Source organism: Sphingomonas sp. (assembly GCF_019242355.1).
Taxonomy (GTDB): domain Bacteria; phylum Pseudomonadota; class Alphaproteobacteria; order Sphingomonadales; family Sphingomonadaceae; genus Sphingomicrobium.
Genome location: NZ_JAFAVR010000114.1, coordinates 1 through 16,533, shown reverse-complemented (window position 1 = coordinate 16,533; position 16,533 = coordinate 1). Strand labels below are relative to the sequence as shown.

The following is a 16,533-nucleotide window of genomic DNA, read 5'->3' as shown; positions in this document are numbered from 1 at the left end:
GCGAGGCTCGCCATTCGCGCTTTCGCAGTGGCCGTGGCTCTGGCATGGGCGGCCGATGCCACAGCGAAACAGTCGCGCGGGAGGATGCTTCCTCACCATCTTCATTCTGCTCGGCTTCCTCTACGGCCTGTCCATCCGCAACCCGATGAAGGGCGTGCTCATCGGAACAGCGGTCGGCGCCGCCATTGCCATCGTGGTCTGGCTGATCGATCGGAGAGGCGGCGGCTCAGACGATCCGGCGGCCTGACCAGATCACCCGGCCGATGCAGTGGATCGAATCCATGCTGCAATCCGGCCAGTCCGGGTAAGCCGGATTGTCCGACTGGACCGTCAGCCGGCGCGCCACCGGGTTGAGCGCCAGGCGCTTCACCACCAGTGCGTCCTCCGCGCGAAGCACGTAGATGCCGTCCCGCAGGCGATCGCCGCAATCATCGAGATCGATCATGATGTCGTCCCCCGGGTTGAGCGTCGGCGCCATCGAATCGCCTTCGACGCGGACCACCGAGAGCCGGTCGGCCCGGGTCGGAGTCAGCGACTTCAGCCAGCGCTCGTCGAACGCGAGATAGGGCCGGCCGAGCTCATCGCCGACGAGCGCGCCGGGCCCGGCCGAAGCGGCGACCGCGTGCCGGCTGACGGTGACGAGCCCGTCGCTCCGGCTCGGCTGCTCTGCCGGACCGCCAAGCACCGCTTCGGAGACCGAGAAATACCGGGCAAGCTTGCGCCTCTCTTCCTCCCGCAGGCGCTTGGGGACGCCGCGGCGGACAAACTGCTGGATATAGGCCGGGTTGCGGCCGAGCATCCGCGACAGGCCCGCGAAGTCCTCCCCGCGCTCCGCGCATAGGCGCTCCAAGACATGCCGCGGCTCGCTACTCATTAACCTCCTATTAGCCATGGGAAACTGCCTAGACAAGTAGGAATTGGGTTGTGAAGAATCGATCTGCCGAGTCGGAATGCGGTTTTAAGGAAACACAGGTGCACTTGCTGAGAACGGTTGAAAAATATTTGCGCGACAGTGACATGGCTCCGACCCGTTTTGGACGGAATGTGGTCGGAGATCCGCGGTTTGTCTTCGACTTGCGGCGGGGACGCGATCCGCGCCCCCAAACTGTCGAGCGCGTGCGCGCCTATCTGGAGGCAGTGCAATGATGCGTCTTGCCATGTCGCCGGCCGCCTCCGGCCTGCTGCGCGCCCTTATCCGCCGCGGCAATTGCCCACGCGATAGGATTTTGCTTATAGAACATCGTTCGGTGGAATGGCAGTCTCTGACCTTTCTCGGCGAGCGGCACGAGCTCGCGCTCCGGATTGCGGGTCCCGGGGCGGAAGACATTGCAGGGGTGATCGCCCGCGGGATCGCCGACACGGAGTTCGCGATCAGCGGGCACATCGTCGCCGACATCTCCTGCGCCGACGACCGGCGAGCGGCGAGCGATGGCTCGGTCATGCTTCGCATCGAGGCGCTGACGATCGAGGATTGAGGTTCAGCGCAGGGAACGGCGAAGCTCGGCGAGAGCTTCGTGAAGCGCCTCTGAGGCGTCAGGGCCGGCGGCGTCGAGCGGCGCGACCGGCGCTCGGCCCGAACCAAGATGCCGCTCGATGCGGGCACGGAGCTCTGCGGGCGTCGGCATTGCCGCCGCGTCGAACAGCCTCACCACGCGCGAATTGGGCGTGATTTCCGCAAGCACGTCGTCAAGCAGGAGCTCGGCACCCGCGTCACTTTCCGCAATGTCATGCTCGCCTTCGGAAAGTTCGGCCCCGGCGAATGCTCCATGGTCACCCTCGCACTCCGGCGCATCCGGGGAGACGAAATCGCGCAAGGCGAAATGCCGCTCTTCGGGGCGAACTGCGCGGAGCAGGAGAAGGCCGGCACCCAGCGCAACGCCTGCAATCATCACCGCTTCGATCGGGCCCCGCGAGAGGATGACCGCGCACCAGGCCGAAGATGCAGCCAGGACAGCGGCTGCGGCGCCGTCCACGACCCGTTCGATTCGCTCTGCCCCGCCATCGTTCATGCACTGAGGAGTAGCAGCCAATCCTTGCCAGCCGGTTAGGCCGAACCTGGCCCAGATCATTCGTACCGCCTTCACGTCCTCACTTCATCACTTCAGGATAGGAACCTGCCCTCTTGCCGGTCGCTTATGCCGGCAATGATCAAAGGAAGGCGCAACGCATCGTGCTGAGGCACAGCAGCGACAATGAACCCGGGATCACCCGCCGACGGCAGGGGCTTTCCTGGGCCTATTTCGATTCCGAGGGCGAACGGATCAAGGATCGGGACGAGATCGACCGTCTGAACGCCGTCGGACTTCCGCCGGCCTATGAGCAGGCGTGGTTCTGCGCCGACCCCGACGGTCATCTCCAGGCAACCGGAGTCGATGCCCGGGGCCGCAAGCAATATCGCTATCACGCCGGTTTCCGCGAGAAGCGCGAGGCGGCGAAATATGACGGGCTGCTCGAGTTCGGCAAGGCGCTGCCCAGGCTCCGGCGCCGCGTGGAGCAGGATCTCAAACGCCGGCAGCTCGGCCGAGAGACCGTGCTCGCCGCCGTCGTTCGCCTCCTCGATACCGAGCACATCCGCATCGGCAACGAGCAATATGCGCGCGACAACAAGAGCTTCGGCGCCACGACGCTCCGGGCCCGCCATCTCCGGCGCAAGGGCAGCAAGATGACCATGCGCTTCGCGGGCAAGCATGGCATCGTCCACGAGGTGCGGATCAGCGATACGAACCTGAAGCGCATCTGCAAGCGCTGCCAGGAACTGCCCGGCCAGATGCTGTTTCAATATGTGAACGGCGACGGCGAGCCCAAGCCGGTCAGCTCCGGCGACGTCAACGCCTACATCAAGGAAGCGACCGGTGGCGACTTCACCGCGAAGCACTTCCGCACCTGGAGTGCGAGCGTGATCGCTCTCGAGCAGATGTTGAAGAAGGCGGAGGACGCGCGGATCACCGTCAAGACGGTGGTCGAGCCCGTCGCCGAAGCGCTCGGCAATACTCCCGCGATCAGCCGCAAGTCCTACGTCCACCCCGGCCTGCTCGAGGCGGTGAAGGAAGCACCGCGCGATCCTCTCGACGGAATGGAGCGGCCGCGCGGGCGCAAGCGTCTGTCGAGTGCCGAGGTTGCCCTGCTGGAGTTCCTCGCGCGCGGCGGAAAGAAACGCCGCAGGCCAAAGCGAGCCGTTGCGCCGTCGGAGACCCAGGCCGCGGCTTGATTGCCGTTCACGGACCGGCGATTAGGCGGCGATGATCGGCGGCAACGCAGCGGAAGCCATCAGCAGCGGCCGGGAAGGCGTCCAGGCGATCGTCGACTGGTTCCGCGCCAATGCGTCAGAGCTGCCGCTCGCCCTCTCGGTCGCCGCGTGCATCGTCCTGTTCATGATGGGCCTGCGTCTCGGCGGGGCGGCATTGCGCAACCGCGATCCCGAGTGCCGCCATTGGCGCGGCGTGATCGGGCGAGTTCTCCAGAAGACCTCGATCCTGTTCATGGTCGCCGCCGCCCTCGACATGGTCGCCAGCTATGCCGTTGTGCCCCTGAAGGTCGAACGGCTGTTCGACATCTTCTTCACGGTCGCATTCTTCCTCCAAAGCGCGATCTGGGCGCGCGAGCTGGTCCTTGGCGTCATCAGCCGCAAAGCCGGCGAGGACCCCGCCGAGACGGCGATCGGCAATGCGCTGTCAGTGATCCGCGTACTGGTCAGCGTTACGCTGTTCGCATTGGCGATCATCGCCATTCTCGACAATCTCGGGGTCAACGTCACGGCGCTGGTCGCGGGACTCGGCATCGGCGGCATCGCCATCGGCCTTGCCGCGCAAGGCATATTCGCCGACCTTTTCGCGGCACTATCGATCCTGTTCGACAAGCCATTCAAGCGCGGCGACCTCATCCAGTTCGACACGTCGACCGGCACGATCGAGCGCATCGGCCTCAAGACCACGCGCCTGAGAAGCGCGAACGGCGAGCAGATCGTGATGGCGAACACCAAGCTCCTGGAACGCGAGATCCACAATTTCGCGGGCGGCCGGACGCGGCGGCTGCAGTTGCCGTTCGGCCTCATCTACCAGACGCCCCCGGACGAACTCGAGAAAGTGAGCTCGCTCGCCAAAGGCGCGGTCGAGTCGCGCAAGACCTGCACCTTCGTGCGTTGTGCGATCATGGGCTTCGGGCCGTCCAGCATCGACTTCGAGCTGATCTTCGATAGCCGCACGACCGATCTCAACAAGGTCGCGGCCGACCGCAGCGCCGTTGCGCTGGCCCTGCTTCGCAGCTTCTCCGATCACAACCTCGAATTCGCATACCCGACACAGACGACCTTCACCGCCGCCCCGGACGGGGCGATGATCATGCCCTATGCGACGTCCGGGCCGTCGGGGGACGCCAATGCGTGAGGCGGTAATCGTTTCGACCGCGCGCACGGGCATCGGCAAGGCCTATCGCGGAGCATTGAACGCAACACCCTCCCCCATGCTCGCGGCCCACGTGATCCGCGCAGCGGTCGAGCGGGCGAAGGTCGATCCAGTCGTCGGCGGCGGAATGGGGGCTGCCGGACTGTTCGAAGTCCTCTAGCGACGATGTCCGCAGTCCAGCTGATCGCGCTTGCCTCAACGATCAGCCTGCTGGCCGGCTGGCGGCTTTATCTGGTCACCTTCGCTGTGGGCCTGGCGATGCACGCCGGCTGGGTCGCCATGCCGCAGCAGCTTCACGGTCTCGACGTGCTGGCCAACCCGTGGCTCATCGGCATCGCGGGGGTAGGCGCGATCGCCGAGTTCTTCGCCGACAAGGTGCCGTGGATCGACAGCGCCTGGGACGCCGTCCACACATTGGTGCGGCCGGTCGGCGGGGCCTTGCTGTCGATGGCGATCATCGACGGCGGGGATCCGACATGGCAAGTCGGCAGCCTGCTCCTCGGCGGGACGGCCGCGTTCGTTGCCCATGCCGGAAAGGCGGGCGCCCGGACCCTGGTCAACGCCAGCCCGGAGCCCTTCTCCAATGTCGCGGTGTCGACGGGCGAAGATGTCGCGACCGCCGGGCTGCTGACGCTGGCAATCGCGCATCCGGTCAGCGCGGCGGTTATTGCGGCAGCGCTCGTGCTGCTGTCCGTCTGGCTCGTGGCGGCGGCTCGGCGCGCTCTCAAACGACTGCTGGGACCCAGACGGCGGCAGGCGGGTTGAACGGACAAAGGGAGGACGAACGAATGCCCGAATCCAATCGCCCGCTGGTCGAACGAATCGCGCGCGTGCTCGCGGGAGCAACGTTCAGCAGCAATGCCGAGGGCAGCGACCCGTCGGCGGCGGAAAAGGTCGACCGCGCCTGGCGCGAGCATGTCAACCAGGCGCTGGCGGTGCTTCACACGGCCCGCGAGCCGGACGAGGCGATGGCCGCCGCCGGCGATGCCGACGTGTGGCGGACAATGGTCGAGGCGGCGTTGGCGCAAGACTTGAGTTGAGCCGAGGCAGTTCCAGCCGAGGCGCGCGCAGCGCCGACCGACGCTGGACGCTCGTCGCCTGCATTCTCGCGTCGAGCCTGTCGTTCGTCGACGGGTCGGTTCTTAATGTTGCGCTGCCGGCAATCCGGGCGAGCTACGCGACCGGGGCGCAAGACGTTCAGTGGGTCGTCAACGCCTATCTGCTGCCGCTGTCATCGCTTCTCCTCCTCGGCGGAGCACTGGGCGATCACTTCGGACGGCGGCGGCTGCTCCTCTTTGGAACGAGCCTGTTCGGGGCCTCCTCGCTCGCCTGCGCGCTCGCGCCCGGCCTGCCGCTGCTGCTCGCTGCGCGCGGCGTGCAGGGCATTGGAGCAGCTCTGCTCCTGCCCAATAGTCTGGCGTTGCTTAATGCGGCTTACTCCGGCGAAAAGCGTGGCCGCGCAGTCGGCATCTGGGCGGCGGCGGGAGCGGCAACGGCGGCCGTGGCGCCGCTGCTCGGCGGCTGGCTGGTTGGCACCGTCGGCTGGCCTGCGATCTTCTACATCAACCTCCCGCTGGCGCTCGGCGCGATCCTCCTCGCCCTCAAGTTCGTGGAGGAGAGCCGCGAGCGCGGCGCGGGACGGACGGACTACGCCGGCGCACTGCTGGTCACTGCGGCGCTTGGCGGCCTGACCTACGCCCTCACCTTGTGGTCAGCCTCCTCGCGATTGACTGCAACCGCCGCGATCGCGCTGATCGGCGGCGTGGTCCTGCTGGCCGTCTTCCTCGCGGTCGAACGCCACCGGCGCAATCGCGCGATGCTGCCGCTGGCGATGTTCGCCAACCGCTGCTTCTCGGGTCTCAATCTGCTGACCTTCCTGCTCTACGGAGCATTCGGAGCGGCGATGTTGCTGATTCCCTACGTATTGATCGCGGCTGGCGGCTATTCGCCGGTGAGGGCGGGTCTCGCGATGCTGCCGATGCCCATCCTGATGACGGCGTTATCTCCGGCCATGGGCAGCCTTGCCGCGCGGATCGGGCCGCGGTTGCCGCTCGCCGTCGGGCCGGTCGTGGTCGGCGCCGGGCTCGCCATGTCGCGCCTGATCACGCCCGAGACCGGTTATTGGAACGGCCCCTTCCCGGCGATCTTGGTCATGGCGGCCGGAATGACCATCGCTGTAGCGCCGCTGACCGCCTCTGTTCTCGGCTCGGTCGAGGAGGAGCATGTGGCAACTGCCTCGGGCCTGAACAGCGCGGTCGCCCGGCTTGGAGGCCTGGTCGCGACGGCGCTGCTCGGCTCGGTCCTCGGCGAGAGCGGCAATTCCTTGTTCGGCGGCTTCCACGGCGCGATGACGGTCGCCGGCGCGGTGTCCGCACTGGGCGGACTGGTCGCCCTGACTATGCTCGGCGGGATCAGGATGAAGATCTCCGGCTAGGCCCCGCATAAGCGAAAGGCCGCCCGGTTGCCCGAGCGGCCTTTCCATTGTCGTGCCGGATGCGGCCTGACGTTAAGCGCGGAACTCCGGGGAGGCTGCGCTCAGCTCGGCCACATTCAACATGGGACAATGAGACATCAGACCACCTCCTTTCAACTGTTTCAAACTGGCTTCGAGATGGTGCCTTCCCGCGCGCTTTCAAGGCGTTAGCGCGATCCTGCGTTCGCTTCGATGAAATCCTCGACGACCGGCGCGATGCGCTCGCGCCACTTTCGGCCATTGAAAATCCCATAGTGGCCCACGTCGCGCGCGAGGAGATACTGCTTCCTGGACTTCGGCAGGCCGGTCGCAATATCGAGCGCCGCCCGGGTCTGGCCGATGCCGGAGATATCGTCGCGCTCGCCTTCGACCGCCAGCAGGGCGGTATCGCGAATGGCTGCCGGGTCGACGCGCCGCCCGCGATGCATCAGCTTGCCCTTCGGAAGCAGATGGCGCTGAAACACCGCGTCGACGGTCTGCAGGTAAAATTCCGCCGTCATGTCGCAGACCGAGCGATATTCGCCATAGAATTGCTGGGTCTGGGCGGCGCTCTCCTCGTCGCCGGCGACGAGATGCTTGAACATTTCCCAATGGCTGATGAGGTGCGAGCCCAGGTTCATGGTCATGAAACCTGCAAGCTGCAGGAAGCCCGGATAAACCTTCCGACCGGCGGCCGGGTAGATCATTGGCACGGTCGCGACGACGTTGTTCTGGAACCAGCTGTGCGCTCGCTCGGTGGCGAGGGTGTTGACCGCGGTCGGCGCCTTGCGCGTGTCGACCGGGCCGCCCATCATCGTCAGCGTGCGTGGGCGCCAGCGGTTGTGGTCCTGATTCATCAACGCCGTGGCCGCGAAGGCCGGAACGGACGGCTGGCAAACCGCTAGAACATTGGGCCGCTCGCCCGTCGTCTCGCCGACCGTCTCGATAAACTCGATCAGGTAGTCGATGTAGTCGTCGAGGTCGAAGCGGCCCTCCGACAGAGGCACCAGCTTCGCGTCGCGCCAGTCGGTGATGTAGACGTCGAACCTGGGCAGCATCCGCTCGACGGTCCCGCGCAGAAGCGTCGCGTAATGGCCCGACATCGGCGCGACGATCAGCAGCCGGGGACCACTCTCGACGCCCTCGCGGACAAAATGCTTGAGCTGGCCGAACGGCTTGCGAAGGACGATCTCCTCGCGAACGGCGGCGCTCTTGCCTGCGACTTTGGTCGACTGAAAGCCGAACTCGGGCTTGCCGCGCGGCGATGCCGCATGCGCGAAAACTTCGAGCCCGGCGGCAACTACCGGACCCATGGAACTGTAGGCGAACGGATTGGCAGGGTTGTGAAGCCATCCGGCGCCCATGCCTGCAAGCTTGCTCGCCCCCGCGAGGAAGGAGCGTTGCATTTCATAGGCGTCGTAGAGCATCGAACCTCATGGAATAGCCACCCCTGCCCAACCGATGTGGCAAGCGTTTGCTCCGCTGGCAAGGCAATTGCTGCGTCGCAATCGCTGCAGCGCGCAATTGAGGGTCGGGCGGCCGGCTGTTAGATGGGCGCCATGGCTACGAGACCCAACCGCCCAAAGGGCCGCTCCGTCAGGAACCTGCGGATGGTATGGGGCTTCACCAGCCGCTATCGGGGCCACATCGCCGTCGCGATCGTGGCGCTGCTGGTTGCCGCCGCAGCGACCGCGGGCGTGCCCTACGCGCTGAAGCTTATCATCGACAAGGGCTTCGCCCACGGCGCCGCAAGCACGCACAACATCAATCGCTGGTTCGAATATCTGCTGGTTCTGGTCGCCGTCATGGCGATTTCCAGCGCCTTGCGATTCTATTTTGTCTCGTGGCTCGGCGAGCGGACTGTGGCTGACATTCGGCTCGCCGTGCATCGCAATCTGCTCCGACTGTCGCCCGGCTTCTTCGAGGAAAATCGGCCGGCCGAGATTACCTCGCGGCTGACCGTCGACACGACCATCATCGAGCAGGTGGTCGGCACGACCGTTTCCGTCGCCCTGCGCAACTTCATCCTAGGCATCCTCTGCATCGTGACGCTCGTCGCACTCGCGGCGAAGCTGGCCTTGTCGATCCTGGTCGGCGCGCTTCTGGTCGTCATTCCGATCAGCATCCTCGGCCGCCGCGTCCGGGCGATCTCGACCAAGAGCCAGGACCGGATCGCCGACGTCGGCACGGTCACAAGCGAAGTCCTCGGCGCGATGAAGATTGTCCAGGCGTTCAACCAGCAAGGCCGCGAAAGCACTCGCTTCGGCGATGCCGTCGAGCGCGTGTTCGCGACCGCGAAGCGGCGGATGCGGCTGCGCGCGGTGATGACCGCGGTCGCGATGTTCCTGCTCTTCAGCGCGATCACTTTGGTGGTCTGGGAAGGCGCGATCGAGGTTTCCGCGGGCCGGATGACCGGCGGGACGATCATGGCGTTCGTCCTGTACGGCGCCTTTCTGGCAGGCGCGTTCGGTAACCTGTCCGAAGTCTATGGCGACCTGCTACGCGCCGCCGGAGCGTCCGAGCGACTGTCAGAACTGCTCGACGCCAGGTCGGATATCCGCGCACCCGCCGCCCCTGCCCGACTGCCCGAGCCGCCGCGTGGCGAGCTCGCGTTCGAGGACGTGACCTTCCACTATCCGACACGCCGTGACACTTCGGCGCTTAACGGCTTCACCCTCGCCATTCGGGCGCGCGAGCGGCTGGCCGTGGTCGGGCCGTCGGGTGCCGGCAAGACAACCCTGTTCCAGCTGGCCGAGCGTTTCTACGACCCTCAGCAAGGCCGCCTGCTACTCGACGGAGTGGACCTTCGCGACGCCGATCCCGCCGACATCCGGCAACGGATCGCGATGGTACCGCAGGAAACGGTGATCTTCGCCGCCAGCGCCCGCGACAATCTCCGCTACGGAAACTGGGCGGCGAGGGACGAAGAGTTGTGGGAGGCTGCACGGCTGGCCAATGCGGAGCAGTTCCTGCGCGGCCTTCCGGAAGGCCTTGATACGTTCATGGGCGAAGGCGGCGCCCGACTCTCGGGTGGCCAGCGGCAGCGGATCGCCATCGCTCGTGCCCTGTTGCGCGACGCCCCCCTGCTGCTGCTCGACGAGGCGACGTCGGCACTCGACGCCGAAAGCGAGCGCCTCGTCCAGGATGCGCTCGATCATTTGATGGAGCATCGCACGACGATCGTCATTGCTCACCGGCTGGCGACGGTGCGCGCCGCCGACCGGATCGTCGTGATGGATCAGGGTCGTATCGTTGAGGAGGGCAATCACTCGACGCTGACGGCGCGCGGCGGGCTCTACGCCCGGCTCGCGCGCCTTCAGTTCGAAGATCAGGCCGCCTAGCGGACGAGGGTCAGCCCTGGGGCTGGCCGCCGCCCGAGTTGCCGCCGCCGGAATTGTCGCCGCCGGAAGAGCGGCCACGGCCGCGGGTCGAGCCCTTGCGCGAACGCGTGCCGGAGCGCGAGCTGGTCGAGCGCGACTTGGCTCCGACGGTCGATCGCGCCGAACGGGTGGCCTTCGCAGCCGAGGTGCCCCCCGATGAACCGGAGCTTCCGCTAGTCTTGGTTGAGCGGGAGCCCGCCGACTTGCTCGCTGTCGAACGGGTTCCGGTCGAACGCGACGTGGTCGACTTGGCGCGGCTGCTCGTCGAGCGCGAATTGCTCGACTTGGCGCGCGATCCGGTCGATCGTGATCCGCTGGAGCTGCGCCCGCTCGAGCTGCGCGACGATCCCGAGCCGGACGATGACGACCCGCCAGAAGAAGCATCCTCGGTTCCCCACTTGCCGGTCATCACGCGCTGCGCTGCGTCGGCGACCGCCTCGGCGATGATGCTTCCAAGCTTCGTCGCGCTCGACATCATGCTGGTCGCCGCCTGCGATGCGGTATCGGCGGCGTCGAGGCCGGCGTCACGAATCTTGCGACGGGCGCTCGGGCTCGCACTGATCGCGGCGGCCGCAGCGGCCAGACCGGCGGCAAGCATCTCCTTGCTCATCGCCGCTTTCGCGATCTTGTCCATCGTATCATTGCCCGACGAGGAGCCGGACGAATCATTGCTCGGGGATTTCGCCATCGTGAATTCCTCCCTGTGGTCGGCAGAAAGACACACGAACGGCCGTAACGGTTCCCTAATGATCGTTCGCGGGCCCCATTTCGCACATAATGTAAAGGGCACCGCCGCAGTTCAAGGCGGCGATGCCCTTCGACATGGTCAGCGGCCGGAAGTGACGGCCGTCCGTTCAGCGATTACCGACGGACACCCCTTTCCGACCTCTGTGCTGAACCATGAGACATCGGATCACCTCCTTTCGCTGCGTTGAAGCTGGGGCGATGATGAGTCGGATCAGGGGTTCGCGCAAGACTTGTAATGCGGTGAAATTCTGTCAGTCTTTCTTGCTTCGTGCCGGGATCAGGCGCGCGCCAACTGGCCTTAGAGCGGTTGCAGACGATTCCGATCACGATCGGAGAAGTTGAGCACTCCTATCAACTAATAGGTCGCGGCGACCACCAACAACACGGAAAAGTCTGACCAGAAAAACCTGACTATACCTGCGATCGCGTTTTGGAAGCACCACGTTCAGCGTCGAGCGGAACCGTCACGAGCGGCAATCCTCCACTACACGAGCAATTTCGGGCCAGGCGGGTGCAATCACGGGCGACGCTGGTCCGGTTGCGACGGCAATTCGAGCGCGGCTGAACGCGAGCGCGTCGAGCAGAGAGTCGGCGGCGGCGACAGTGGCCGTGCTGCGGGCCGTGGCGGGGTTGAAACTTGCAGGCAGGGCGCGAGCCTGGCTGGTTGTCCAGACCGACAGGAAGGGCGCGGCGGAGTTCGCCGGGCGGGCGATGCTGACCGTTCGCGAGGGACGACTGCAATGGAGCCAGATTTGAGGAAGACCCGCAGAACTGAGGAATACCGCCTCGCTGCCGTCGGTTGCCGGCGACCAAGTCCACATGCCTGGAAGCGCGGTCGCGCTGTCGAGATCCAAGGGCGCGACGGCCTGCGCCGATAAGGAGGACGCGGATGCGAGCGCGGCGATTGCCGCGACGGCAGGAAGCAATCGCATTGTGATCAGCGGCTCAGCTTGTCGACCTTGGCCTGAAGCGCGGCAAGCTCGGCGCGAAGTTGCTCGACATCGCTCGGGGCCCTCGATTGTGCATTCCCGCCGGACGCAGCCTTTCCGCCCGGGGCGGCCTTGCCAGCGAAGGCACGGCTGGCGTCCTCGAACATCGCCATGTTCTTCTTAGCCATTTCAGTGAATACGCCGCCGCCGAATGCATCGCGGGCCGCGGTCTGGTTGCGCTGGAACGCGTCCATCGCCGCTTCGAGATATTGCGGAACGAAGGTCTGCATCGAATTGCCGTAAAGTCCGATCAGCTGCTTGAGGAAATTGATCGGGAGCATCGTCGTGCCGCCGCGGGCTTCCTCGTCAACGATGATCTGGGTCAGCACCTGGCGGGTGATGTCCTCGCCGCTCTTGGCATCGACGACTTCGAACTCCCGGCCCTCGCGCACCATTTGCGCGAGCCGATCCAGCGTGATGTAAGCCGAGCTTTCGGTGTCGTAGAGCCGCCGGTTCGCGTATTTCTTGATCGTCACCTTGGCCGATGATTTGGACATGAAGGATACCTCGAAGACCAGCGGCGGCTTACTACCGGATGACTGTGCGCCGCAACATGAACGCGCGCCGCGACCGCTGCCCCTGTTCCTGGAATTGGTGCGCAGGGTCGCGCTCAGCGATCCCAAGGTCGCACGGGACGCGCTTGTGGGATTGCGCGCCTATGCCGATGCGGTGCGCAGGCCGGAGGCGGAGCCGCGGCCGGAAGTGGGGCGGGTGCGCGGCGCGGCGCTGCGAGACCATGGCGGCGAGGGCCCGGTGGCAGTGCTGGTCCCGTCCCTGATCAATCCGCCGCTGATCCTCGACCTCGACCCCGAAGTATCGCTCGCGCGCGCGATCAGGGGGATGGGGCGGCGAGTGTTGCTGCTCGATTGGGGCAAGGCGAGCGAGCGGGCCGAGCTCGATGTCGCAGGCCATGTCGAGGTGCTGCTGCTGCCGCTGCTGGAGGCCATCGGTGAACCGGCGGCGCTGATCGGCTATTGCCTGGGCGGGACGATGGCGATTGCAGCGGCCGGGCTGGCTCCGTGCGAGCAGGTCGTAACGCTGGCGGCGCCATGGCATTTCGACCGCTATCCGGAACGGTCACGGGCGGCGTTGGCCGATATCTGGCGAAGTTCGAAAGCGGCGGCCGAGACTCTTGGCGCGCTGCCCATGGAGGTGCTGCAGGGCGCTTTCTGGTCGCTCGATCCGGAGCGCACTGTGGCCAAGTTCGCACAGTTCGGCCGGGCGGATCCCACGAGCGCAAAGGCTCGCCGCTTCGTCGCGCTTGAGGACTGGGCGAACGCCGGCGAGCCGCTGCCCTGCCGCGCCGCTGCCGAGCTGCTGGAGGACATGTTCGGGCGCGATCTCCCAGGGCACGGCGAGTGGCGTGTCGGTGACCGCCTCGTCAGAGAGCGGCCCGCAGTGCCGGCTGCCCACCTGCTCGCCGGCCACGATGTCATCGCTCCCGCTGCGACCGCGCCGGCTGGCGAAATCCGGACCATCCCGGCGGGTCATGTCGGCATGATCGTCGGCTCGCAGCGTTCGCTCCTGCACGCCGAGCTCGCGAGAGTGCTCGGGCCGCCGCTTGCCGCCCCCCGCCCCGCCCGCTAACGAGCGGCGCGAAGCACCCGTAGCTCAGCTGGATAGAGCGCTGCCCTCCGAAGGCAGAGGCCACAGGTTCGAATCCTGTCGGGTGCGCCAGCCCCGCGACACTGTTTCGGGCGGAACCCCCTCGGGCCGCCTCCCGTTGAGCGGCGGCATGGACCGGCAGGCGAGCACACCCAGCAAATCGCTGATCCAGCCTTCGCCTGAGGCGGAGGCCTTCTACTGCGAGGTGCTGACCCACATGGTGGAATCGGGCATCCCGTTCCTTGTCTCGGGTACGTATGCGCTTTCGGATTACACGGGGATCGATCGTCCGACGAAAGACGTCGATGTCTTCACGACTGCCGGCGACGCGTTGAAGCTGCTGGCTTTCTTTCGTGAGGCCGGATTCGATACCATGGTAGTCGACGAGCGCTGGCTGGCGCGCGTCACCCGCGGCGAATTGTTCGTCGATATCATCTACAACATGCCGACGTCGTCCAGCCACGTGACCGAGGACTGGTTCCGGGGCGCGCCGGAGACCGAACTGTTCGGGACGAAGGTCAAGCTCGTGCCTCCGACGCAATTCATCTGGTCGAAGATCTTCGTTCAGGACCACCATCGCTACGACGGCGCGGACGTCGCGCACATGATCCTCAAGTGCCACGGCAAGGTCGATTGGCGGCAGCTCCTGTCGCACATGGAGCTCTACTGGGAAGTCCTGCTGATGGCGGTGCTCAACTTCCGGTTCGTCTATCCAAGCGAACGCGAAGTCATTCCGCGCTGGCTGCTCGACGAGCTGCTCGACCGCCTGCACAAGCAGTCGGAGGTCGAACCACCCCACAAGAAGGTCTGCCGCGGCCGCATCTTCTCTCCGCGCGATTATGGCGTCGATGTCGAGAAATGGGGATTTTCGGAAGCCGTCGGGAACCTTGAAGAGCAATATGGACAATAGCGAGGCAACAGGATCGCAGTCGAAGCTGCGGGTCGCGGCGATCGGTGACCTCCACGTGCAGGAAAGCGACAAGGCTCCCTACCGCGAGATGTTCGCGGAGATGTCGACGGCCGCCGATGTCGTCGTGCTGTGCGGTGACCTCACCAATTTCGGCAAGACAGGCGAGGCGGAAATCCTCGCTGAGGACATCCGCGCCTGCAGAGTTCCTGTCGTCGGCGTGCTCGGAAACCACGATTACGAATGCGGGCAGCCCGAAAAGGTTTGCGAGATCCTGACACAGGCCGGCATGAAGGTGCTGGACGAACAGGCGGTGGAGATTGCCGGAGTCGGATTCGCGGGCGTGAAGGGCTTCCTCGGCGGCTATGGCCGCGGCGAGCTGGCGCCGTTTGGCGAGCCGATCGTCAAGGCTTTCGTCGACGAGGTGATGACCGAGGCGCGCAAGCTCGAAAACCAGCTCCGTACCATCCGCACCGATCGAAGCGTCGCAGTGCTGCATTACTCGCCGATCGCCGAGACGCTGGCCGGTGAGCCGGAGCCGATTTTTCAGTATCTTGGTTCACAGCGGCTGTGCGAGCCGATCGACCGTTTCGACCATGTGAAGGCGGTGGTGCACGGCCACGCCCACCACGGCACCTACGAAGGCCGGACGCCGCGCGGAACCCCTGTGTTCAACGTCGCGCAGTTCGTGCTTCAGCCGAACTTCGGGAAACCTTACGTGGTGCTGGAGGTCTGAAGGACCTCCCCGAGCAAGCCCGGGGAGGGTTCATTACCTACTCGTTTCCGCTTCCCGGCTCGGCCTGCGCGCGATGGAGCTTTGCCGTTTCCGCGTCGGTCAGCATTCCGGCGGCCGCGACCTGCATCTTGTTCTTCATTCCGTAGATGACGGCCGGATCGCCGCTCTTCATCGCGTCCCAGCCGGCCTTGGCGACGTCGGCGGGATCGTCCTTCTTGGCCTGGCCGACCTTGGTGTCGTCGAGCTCGGCGCGGTGGAAGAAGTTAGTCTCGGTCGCTCCGGGCTTCAGGCAGGTGACGGTGACGCCGGTATCGCGCAGCTCCTCGTTGAGAGCAGCGGAAAAGCTGTCCACGAACGCCTTCGAGCCATTATAGACGGCCTGGAACGACCCGGCGAGGTGACCGGCGATCGAGCCGGTGATCAGGACCTTGCCCTCGCCCCGCTCGACCATACGCTTCACGATCGGCTGAATCAGCACCAGCGTGCCGGTGATGTTGGTATTGATGACGTGCTGCCATTCGTCCGGGCTCTGGTCGAGGAAGGCATGGCCAAGGCCATGGCCCGCGTTTGCGACCAGCACGTCGACCGGGCGGTCGGCCACCTTCTGGAGGAGCTGGTCGACGCCCTGCTGCGTCGCAAGGTCCGCTTCGAGCTGCTCGACATTGGCGCCCAGGCCCTCGAGCGCGGGGCCAGCCTCCACAAATGGCGTGTCGGCGGCAACGATCAGGTCATAGCCGTCCTGAGCAGCGAGCTTGGCGATCTCGAGCCCGATTCCGCTCGATGCGCCGGTGACGATGGCAAGTTTACGCGAGCTCATGTTGCTGCTCCTTTTGTTCGGCCTTGGGAGTGGCCATCTCGGTTTTGAGGACGATCTTGGTGTAGGTGTCCTGCTCGTCGTGCCAGTGGCGGTACATCTCCGCGGCCTGCTCCAGCGGAGCGCGGTGCGAGATCAGGAAGGTTGTATCGATCTTCCCCTGCTCGATCAGGTCGAGCAGCGGCTTCGTGTACTTCTGGACGTGGGTCTGGCCGGACTTCACGCTCAGCCCCTTCTCCATCAACTGGCCGAGCGGAAACTTGTCCGCGAAGCCGCCATAGACTCCTGGGATCGAGATGCGTCCGCCCTTCCGGCAGGCAAGAATCATCTGGCGAAGGGCGTGCGGACGCTCGGTGCCCAGGAAGGTATGGGCCTTTAGCGTGTCGGCAATATTGTCGACGGTGAGACCGTGGCTTTCCATCCCGACGCAGTCGATGCAGGCGTCGGGACCAATGCCGCCGGTCATCTCGTCGAGCGCCTCGCGAACGTCGACCTCGCGATAA

Annotated in this window: 18 protein-coding genes, 1 tRNA gene and 2 pseudogenes; 14 read left to right on the top strand and 7 right to left on the bottom strand. The window is 65.6% G+C overall.

Going from position 1 to position 16,533, the window contains the following annotated elements; all coding sequences use genetic code 11:
* The first annotated feature begins 55 nt into the window (after positions 1–55).
* A complete protein-coding gene (locus JOZ79_RS05395; protein ID WP_294071678.1) occupies positions 56–247 on the top strand; it encodes a hypothetical protein in 192 nt (63 codons plus the stop codon).
* Here the strand turns inward: JOZ79_RS05395 and JOZ79_RS05390 are convergent.
* Positions 227–874, bottom strand: a complete 648-nt coding sequence (locus JOZ79_RS05390; RefSeq protein ID WP_294071675.1) for a S24 family peptidase — start codon at positions 872–874, stop codon at positions 227–229. The two genes, JOZ79_RS05395 and JOZ79_RS05390, sit on opposite strands and share 21 nt — an antisense overlap.
* Positions 875–1,247: 373 nt before the next feature.
* On the opposite strand from JOZ79_RS05390, the gene JOZ79_RS05385 reads away from it, so the two are divergent.
* Positions 1,248–1,475, top strand: coding sequence for a hypothetical protein (locus JOZ79_RS05385; RefSeq protein ID WP_294071672.1), 228 nt, complete (start codon positions 1,248–1,250; stop codon positions 1,473–1,475).
* A 3-nt stretch (positions 1,476–1,478) separates the two neighbouring features.
* On the opposite strand, the gene JOZ79_RS05380 is transcribed toward JOZ79_RS05385, so the two are convergent.
* Positions 1,479–2,069 carry a hypothetical protein gene (locus JOZ79_RS05380; protein WP_294071669.1) on the bottom strand — a complete coding sequence of 197 codons (591 nt, stop codon included), beginning with the start codon at positions 2,067–2,069 and terminating at the stop codon, positions 1,479–1,481.
* A 101-nt stretch (positions 2,070–2,170) separates the two neighbouring features.
* Here JOZ79_RS05380 and JOZ79_RS05375 point away from each other — a divergent pair, with 101 nt between their 5' ends.
* From JOZ79_RS05375 to JOZ79_RS05350, 6 genes and pseudogenes are all read left to right on the top strand, one after another.
* Positions 2,171–3,208, top strand: coding sequence for a DNA topoisomerase IB (locus JOZ79_RS05375; protein WP_294071666.1), 1,038 nt, complete (start codon positions 2,171–2,173; stop codon positions 3,206–3,208).
* 31 nt (positions 3,209–3,239) lie between these two features.
* On the top strand, positions 3,240–4,382 hold the full coding sequence (locus tag JOZ79_RS05370; RefSeq protein ID WP_294071663.1) for a mechanosensitive ion channel domain-containing protein: 1,143 nt from the start codon (positions 3,240–3,242) through the stop codon (positions 4,380–4,382).
* Positions 4,375–4,512, top strand: a pseudogene (locus tag JOZ79_RS05365) (acetyl-CoA C-acyltransferase); the annotation flags it as partial. The gene JOZ79_RS05370 and the pseudogene JOZ79_RS05365, both read left to right, overlap by 8 nt.
* Positions 4,513–4,565: 53 nt before the next feature.
* Positions 4,566–5,165, top strand: a complete 600-nt coding sequence (locus tag JOZ79_RS05360; protein ID WP_294071660.1) for a DUF4126 domain-containing protein — start codon at positions 4,566–4,568, stop codon at positions 5,163–5,165.
* A 23-nt stretch (positions 5,166–5,188) separates the two neighbouring features.
* A complete protein-coding gene (locus JOZ79_RS05355) occupies positions 5,189–5,440 on the top strand; it encodes a hypothetical protein (protein ID WP_294071657.1) in 252 nt (83 codons plus the stop codon).
* Complete coding sequence (locus JOZ79_RS05350; RefSeq protein WP_294071654.1) at positions 5,437–6,834, top strand: DHA2 family efflux MFS transporter permease subunit; 1,398 nt, start codon at positions 5,437–5,439, stop codon at positions 6,832–6,834. The genes JOZ79_RS05355 and JOZ79_RS05350 overlap by 4 nt, the downstream gene beginning before the upstream one ends.
* Before the next feature lie 206 nt (positions 6,835–7,040).
* Here JOZ79_RS05350 and phaZ read toward each other — a convergent pair whose 3' ends face one another.
* Positions 7,041–8,279, bottom strand: a complete 1,239-nt coding sequence (gene phaZ / locus JOZ79_RS05345; RefSeq protein WP_294071651.1) for a polyhydroxyalkanoate depolymerase — start codon at positions 8,277–8,279, stop codon at positions 7,041–7,043.
* Between the two features lie 132 nt (positions 8,280–8,411).
* Between phaZ and JOZ79_RS05340 the strand changes: the two genes are divergently transcribed.
* Both JOZ79_RS05340 and JOZ79_RS05335 read left to right on the top strand, forming a co-directional pair.
* Positions 8,412–10,193: an ABC transporter transmembrane domain-containing protein gene (locus JOZ79_RS05340; RefSeq protein ID WP_294071648.1), complete on the top strand. Its 1,782-nt coding sequence runs from the start codon at positions 8,412–8,414 to the stop codon at positions 10,191–10,193.
* A 95-nt stretch (positions 10,194–10,288) separates the two neighbouring features.
* A complete protein-coding gene (locus tag JOZ79_RS05335) occupies positions 10,289–11,167 on the top strand; it encodes a hypothetical protein (protein WP_294071645.1) in 879 nt (292 codons plus the stop codon).
* A 276-nt stretch (positions 11,168–11,443) separates the two neighbouring features.
* Here JOZ79_RS05335 and JOZ79_RS05330 read toward each other — a convergent pair whose 3' ends face one another.
* Together JOZ79_RS05330 and phaR are read right to left on the bottom strand one after the other, a co-directional pair.
* The gene (locus tag JOZ79_RS05330; protein ID WP_294071642.1) at positions 11,444–11,911 is read right to left on the bottom strand and encodes a hypothetical protein; all 468 of its coding nucleotides are present in this window, start codon (positions 11,909–11,911) and stop codon (positions 11,444–11,446) included.
* Positions 11,912–11,916: 5 nt separating this feature from the next.
* Positions 11,917–12,465, bottom strand: a complete 549-nt coding sequence (gene phaR, locus JOZ79_RS05325; protein WP_294071639.1) for a polyhydroxyalkanoate synthesis repressor PhaR — start codon at positions 12,463–12,465, stop codon at positions 11,917–11,919.
* On the opposite strand from phaR, the gene JOZ79_RS05320 reads away from it, so the two are divergent.
* The 4 genes from JOZ79_RS05320 to JOZ79_RS05305 all read left to right on the top strand — a co-directional run bounded on the left by JOZ79_RS05320 (position 12,464) and on the right by JOZ79_RS05305 (position 15,216).
* Complete coding sequence (locus tag JOZ79_RS05320; RefSeq protein WP_294071637.1) at positions 12,464–13,555, top strand: alpha/beta hydrolase; 1,092 nt, start codon at positions 12,464–12,466, stop codon at positions 13,553–13,555. The genes phaR and JOZ79_RS05320 overlap by 2 nt on opposite strands.
* 13 nt (positions 13,556–13,568) lie before the next feature.
* Positions 13,569–13,645: transfer RNA gene (locus JOZ79_RS05315), tRNA-Arg, on the top strand.
* 58 nt (positions 13,646–13,703) lie between these two features.
* A complete protein-coding gene (locus tag JOZ79_RS05310; protein WP_294071634.1) occupies positions 13,704–14,483 on the top strand; it encodes a nucleotidyltransferase in 780 nt (259 codons plus the stop codon).
* Positions 14,473–15,216, top strand: coding sequence for a metallophosphoesterase (locus tag JOZ79_RS05305; RefSeq protein WP_294071631.1), 744 nt, complete (start codon positions 14,473–14,475; stop codon positions 15,214–15,216). The genes JOZ79_RS05310 and JOZ79_RS05305 overlap by 11 nt, the downstream gene beginning before the upstream one ends.
* Before the next feature lie 37 nt (positions 15,217–15,253).
* Here JOZ79_RS05305 and JOZ79_RS05300 read toward each other — a convergent pair whose 3' ends face one another.
* Together JOZ79_RS05300 and JOZ79_RS05295 are read right to left on the bottom strand one after the other, a co-directional pair.
* Positions 15,254–16,033 (bottom strand): SDR family NAD(P)-dependent oxidoreductase, encoded by a 780-nt coding sequence (locus tag JOZ79_RS05300; protein WP_294071628.1) that lies wholly within the window; start codon positions 16,031–16,033, stop codon positions 15,254–15,256.
* Positions 16,020–16,533: pseudogene (locus JOZ79_RS05295) on the bottom strand (glutathione-dependent formaldehyde dehydrogenase); the annotation flags it as partial. The gene JOZ79_RS05300 and the pseudogene JOZ79_RS05295, both read right to left, overlap by 14 nt.

What these genes read in the sequence shown, in the direction of transcription:
- JOZ79_RS05300 (WP_294071628.1), bottom strand. Translation starts at nt 16,033, where the DNA reads ATGAGCTCGCGTAAACTTGCCATCGTCACCGGCGCATCGAGCGGAATC.
- phaZ (WP_294071651.1), bottom strand. Translation starts at nt 8,279, where the DNA reads ATGCTCTACGACGCCTATGAAATGCAACGCTCCTTCCTCGCGGGGGCG.
- JOZ79_RS05330 (WP_294071642.1), bottom strand. Translation starts at nt 11,911, where the DNA reads ATGCGATTGCTTCCTGCCGTCGCGGCAATCGCCGCGCTCGCATCCGCG.
- JOZ79_RS05355 (WP_294071657.1), top strand. Translation starts at nt 5,189, where the DNA reads ATGCCCGAATCCAATCGCCCGCTGGTCGAACGAATCGCGCGCGTGCTC.
- JOZ79_RS05370 (WP_294071663.1), top strand. Translation starts at nt 3,240, where the DNA reads ATGATCGGCGGCAACGCAGCGGAAGCCATCAGCAGCGGCCGGGAAGGC.
- JOZ79_RS05340 (WP_294071648.1), top strand. Translation starts at nt 8,412, where the DNA reads ATGGCTACGAGACCCAACCGCCCAAAGGGCCGCTCCGTCAGGAACCTG.
- JOZ79_RS05310 (WP_294071634.1), top strand. Translation starts at nt 13,704, where the DNA reads ATGGACCGGCAGGCGAGCACACCCAGCAAATCGCTGATCCAGCCTTCG.
- JOZ79_RS05305 (WP_294071631.1), top strand. Translation starts at nt 14,473, where the DNA reads ATGGACAATAGCGAGGCAACAGGATCGCAGTCGAAGCTGCGGGTCGCG.
- JOZ79_RS05380 (WP_294071669.1), bottom strand. Translation starts at nt 2,069, where the DNA reads ATGATCTGGGCCAGGTTCGGCCTAACCGGCTGGCAAGGATTGGCTGCT.
- JOZ79_RS05390 (WP_294071675.1), bottom strand. Translation starts at nt 874, where the DNA reads ATGAGTAGCGAGCCGCGGCATGTCTTGGAGCGCCTATGCGCGGAGCGC.
- JOZ79_RS05395 (WP_294071678.1), top strand. Translation starts at nt 56, where the DNA reads ATGCCACAGCGAAACAGTCGCGCGGGAGGATGCTTCCTCACCATCTTC.
- JOZ79_RS05360 (WP_294071660.1), top strand. Translation starts at nt 4,566, where the DNA reads ATGTCCGCAGTCCAGCTGATCGCGCTTGCCTCAACGATCAGCCTGCTG.
- phaR (WP_294071639.1), bottom strand. Translation starts at nt 12,465, where the DNA reads ATGTCCAAATCATCGGCCAAGGTGACGATCAAGAAATACGCGAACCGG.
- JOZ79_RS05320 (WP_294071637.1), top strand. Translation starts at nt 12,464, where the DNA reads ATGAAGGATACCTCGAAGACCAGCGGCGGCTTACTACCGGATGACTGT.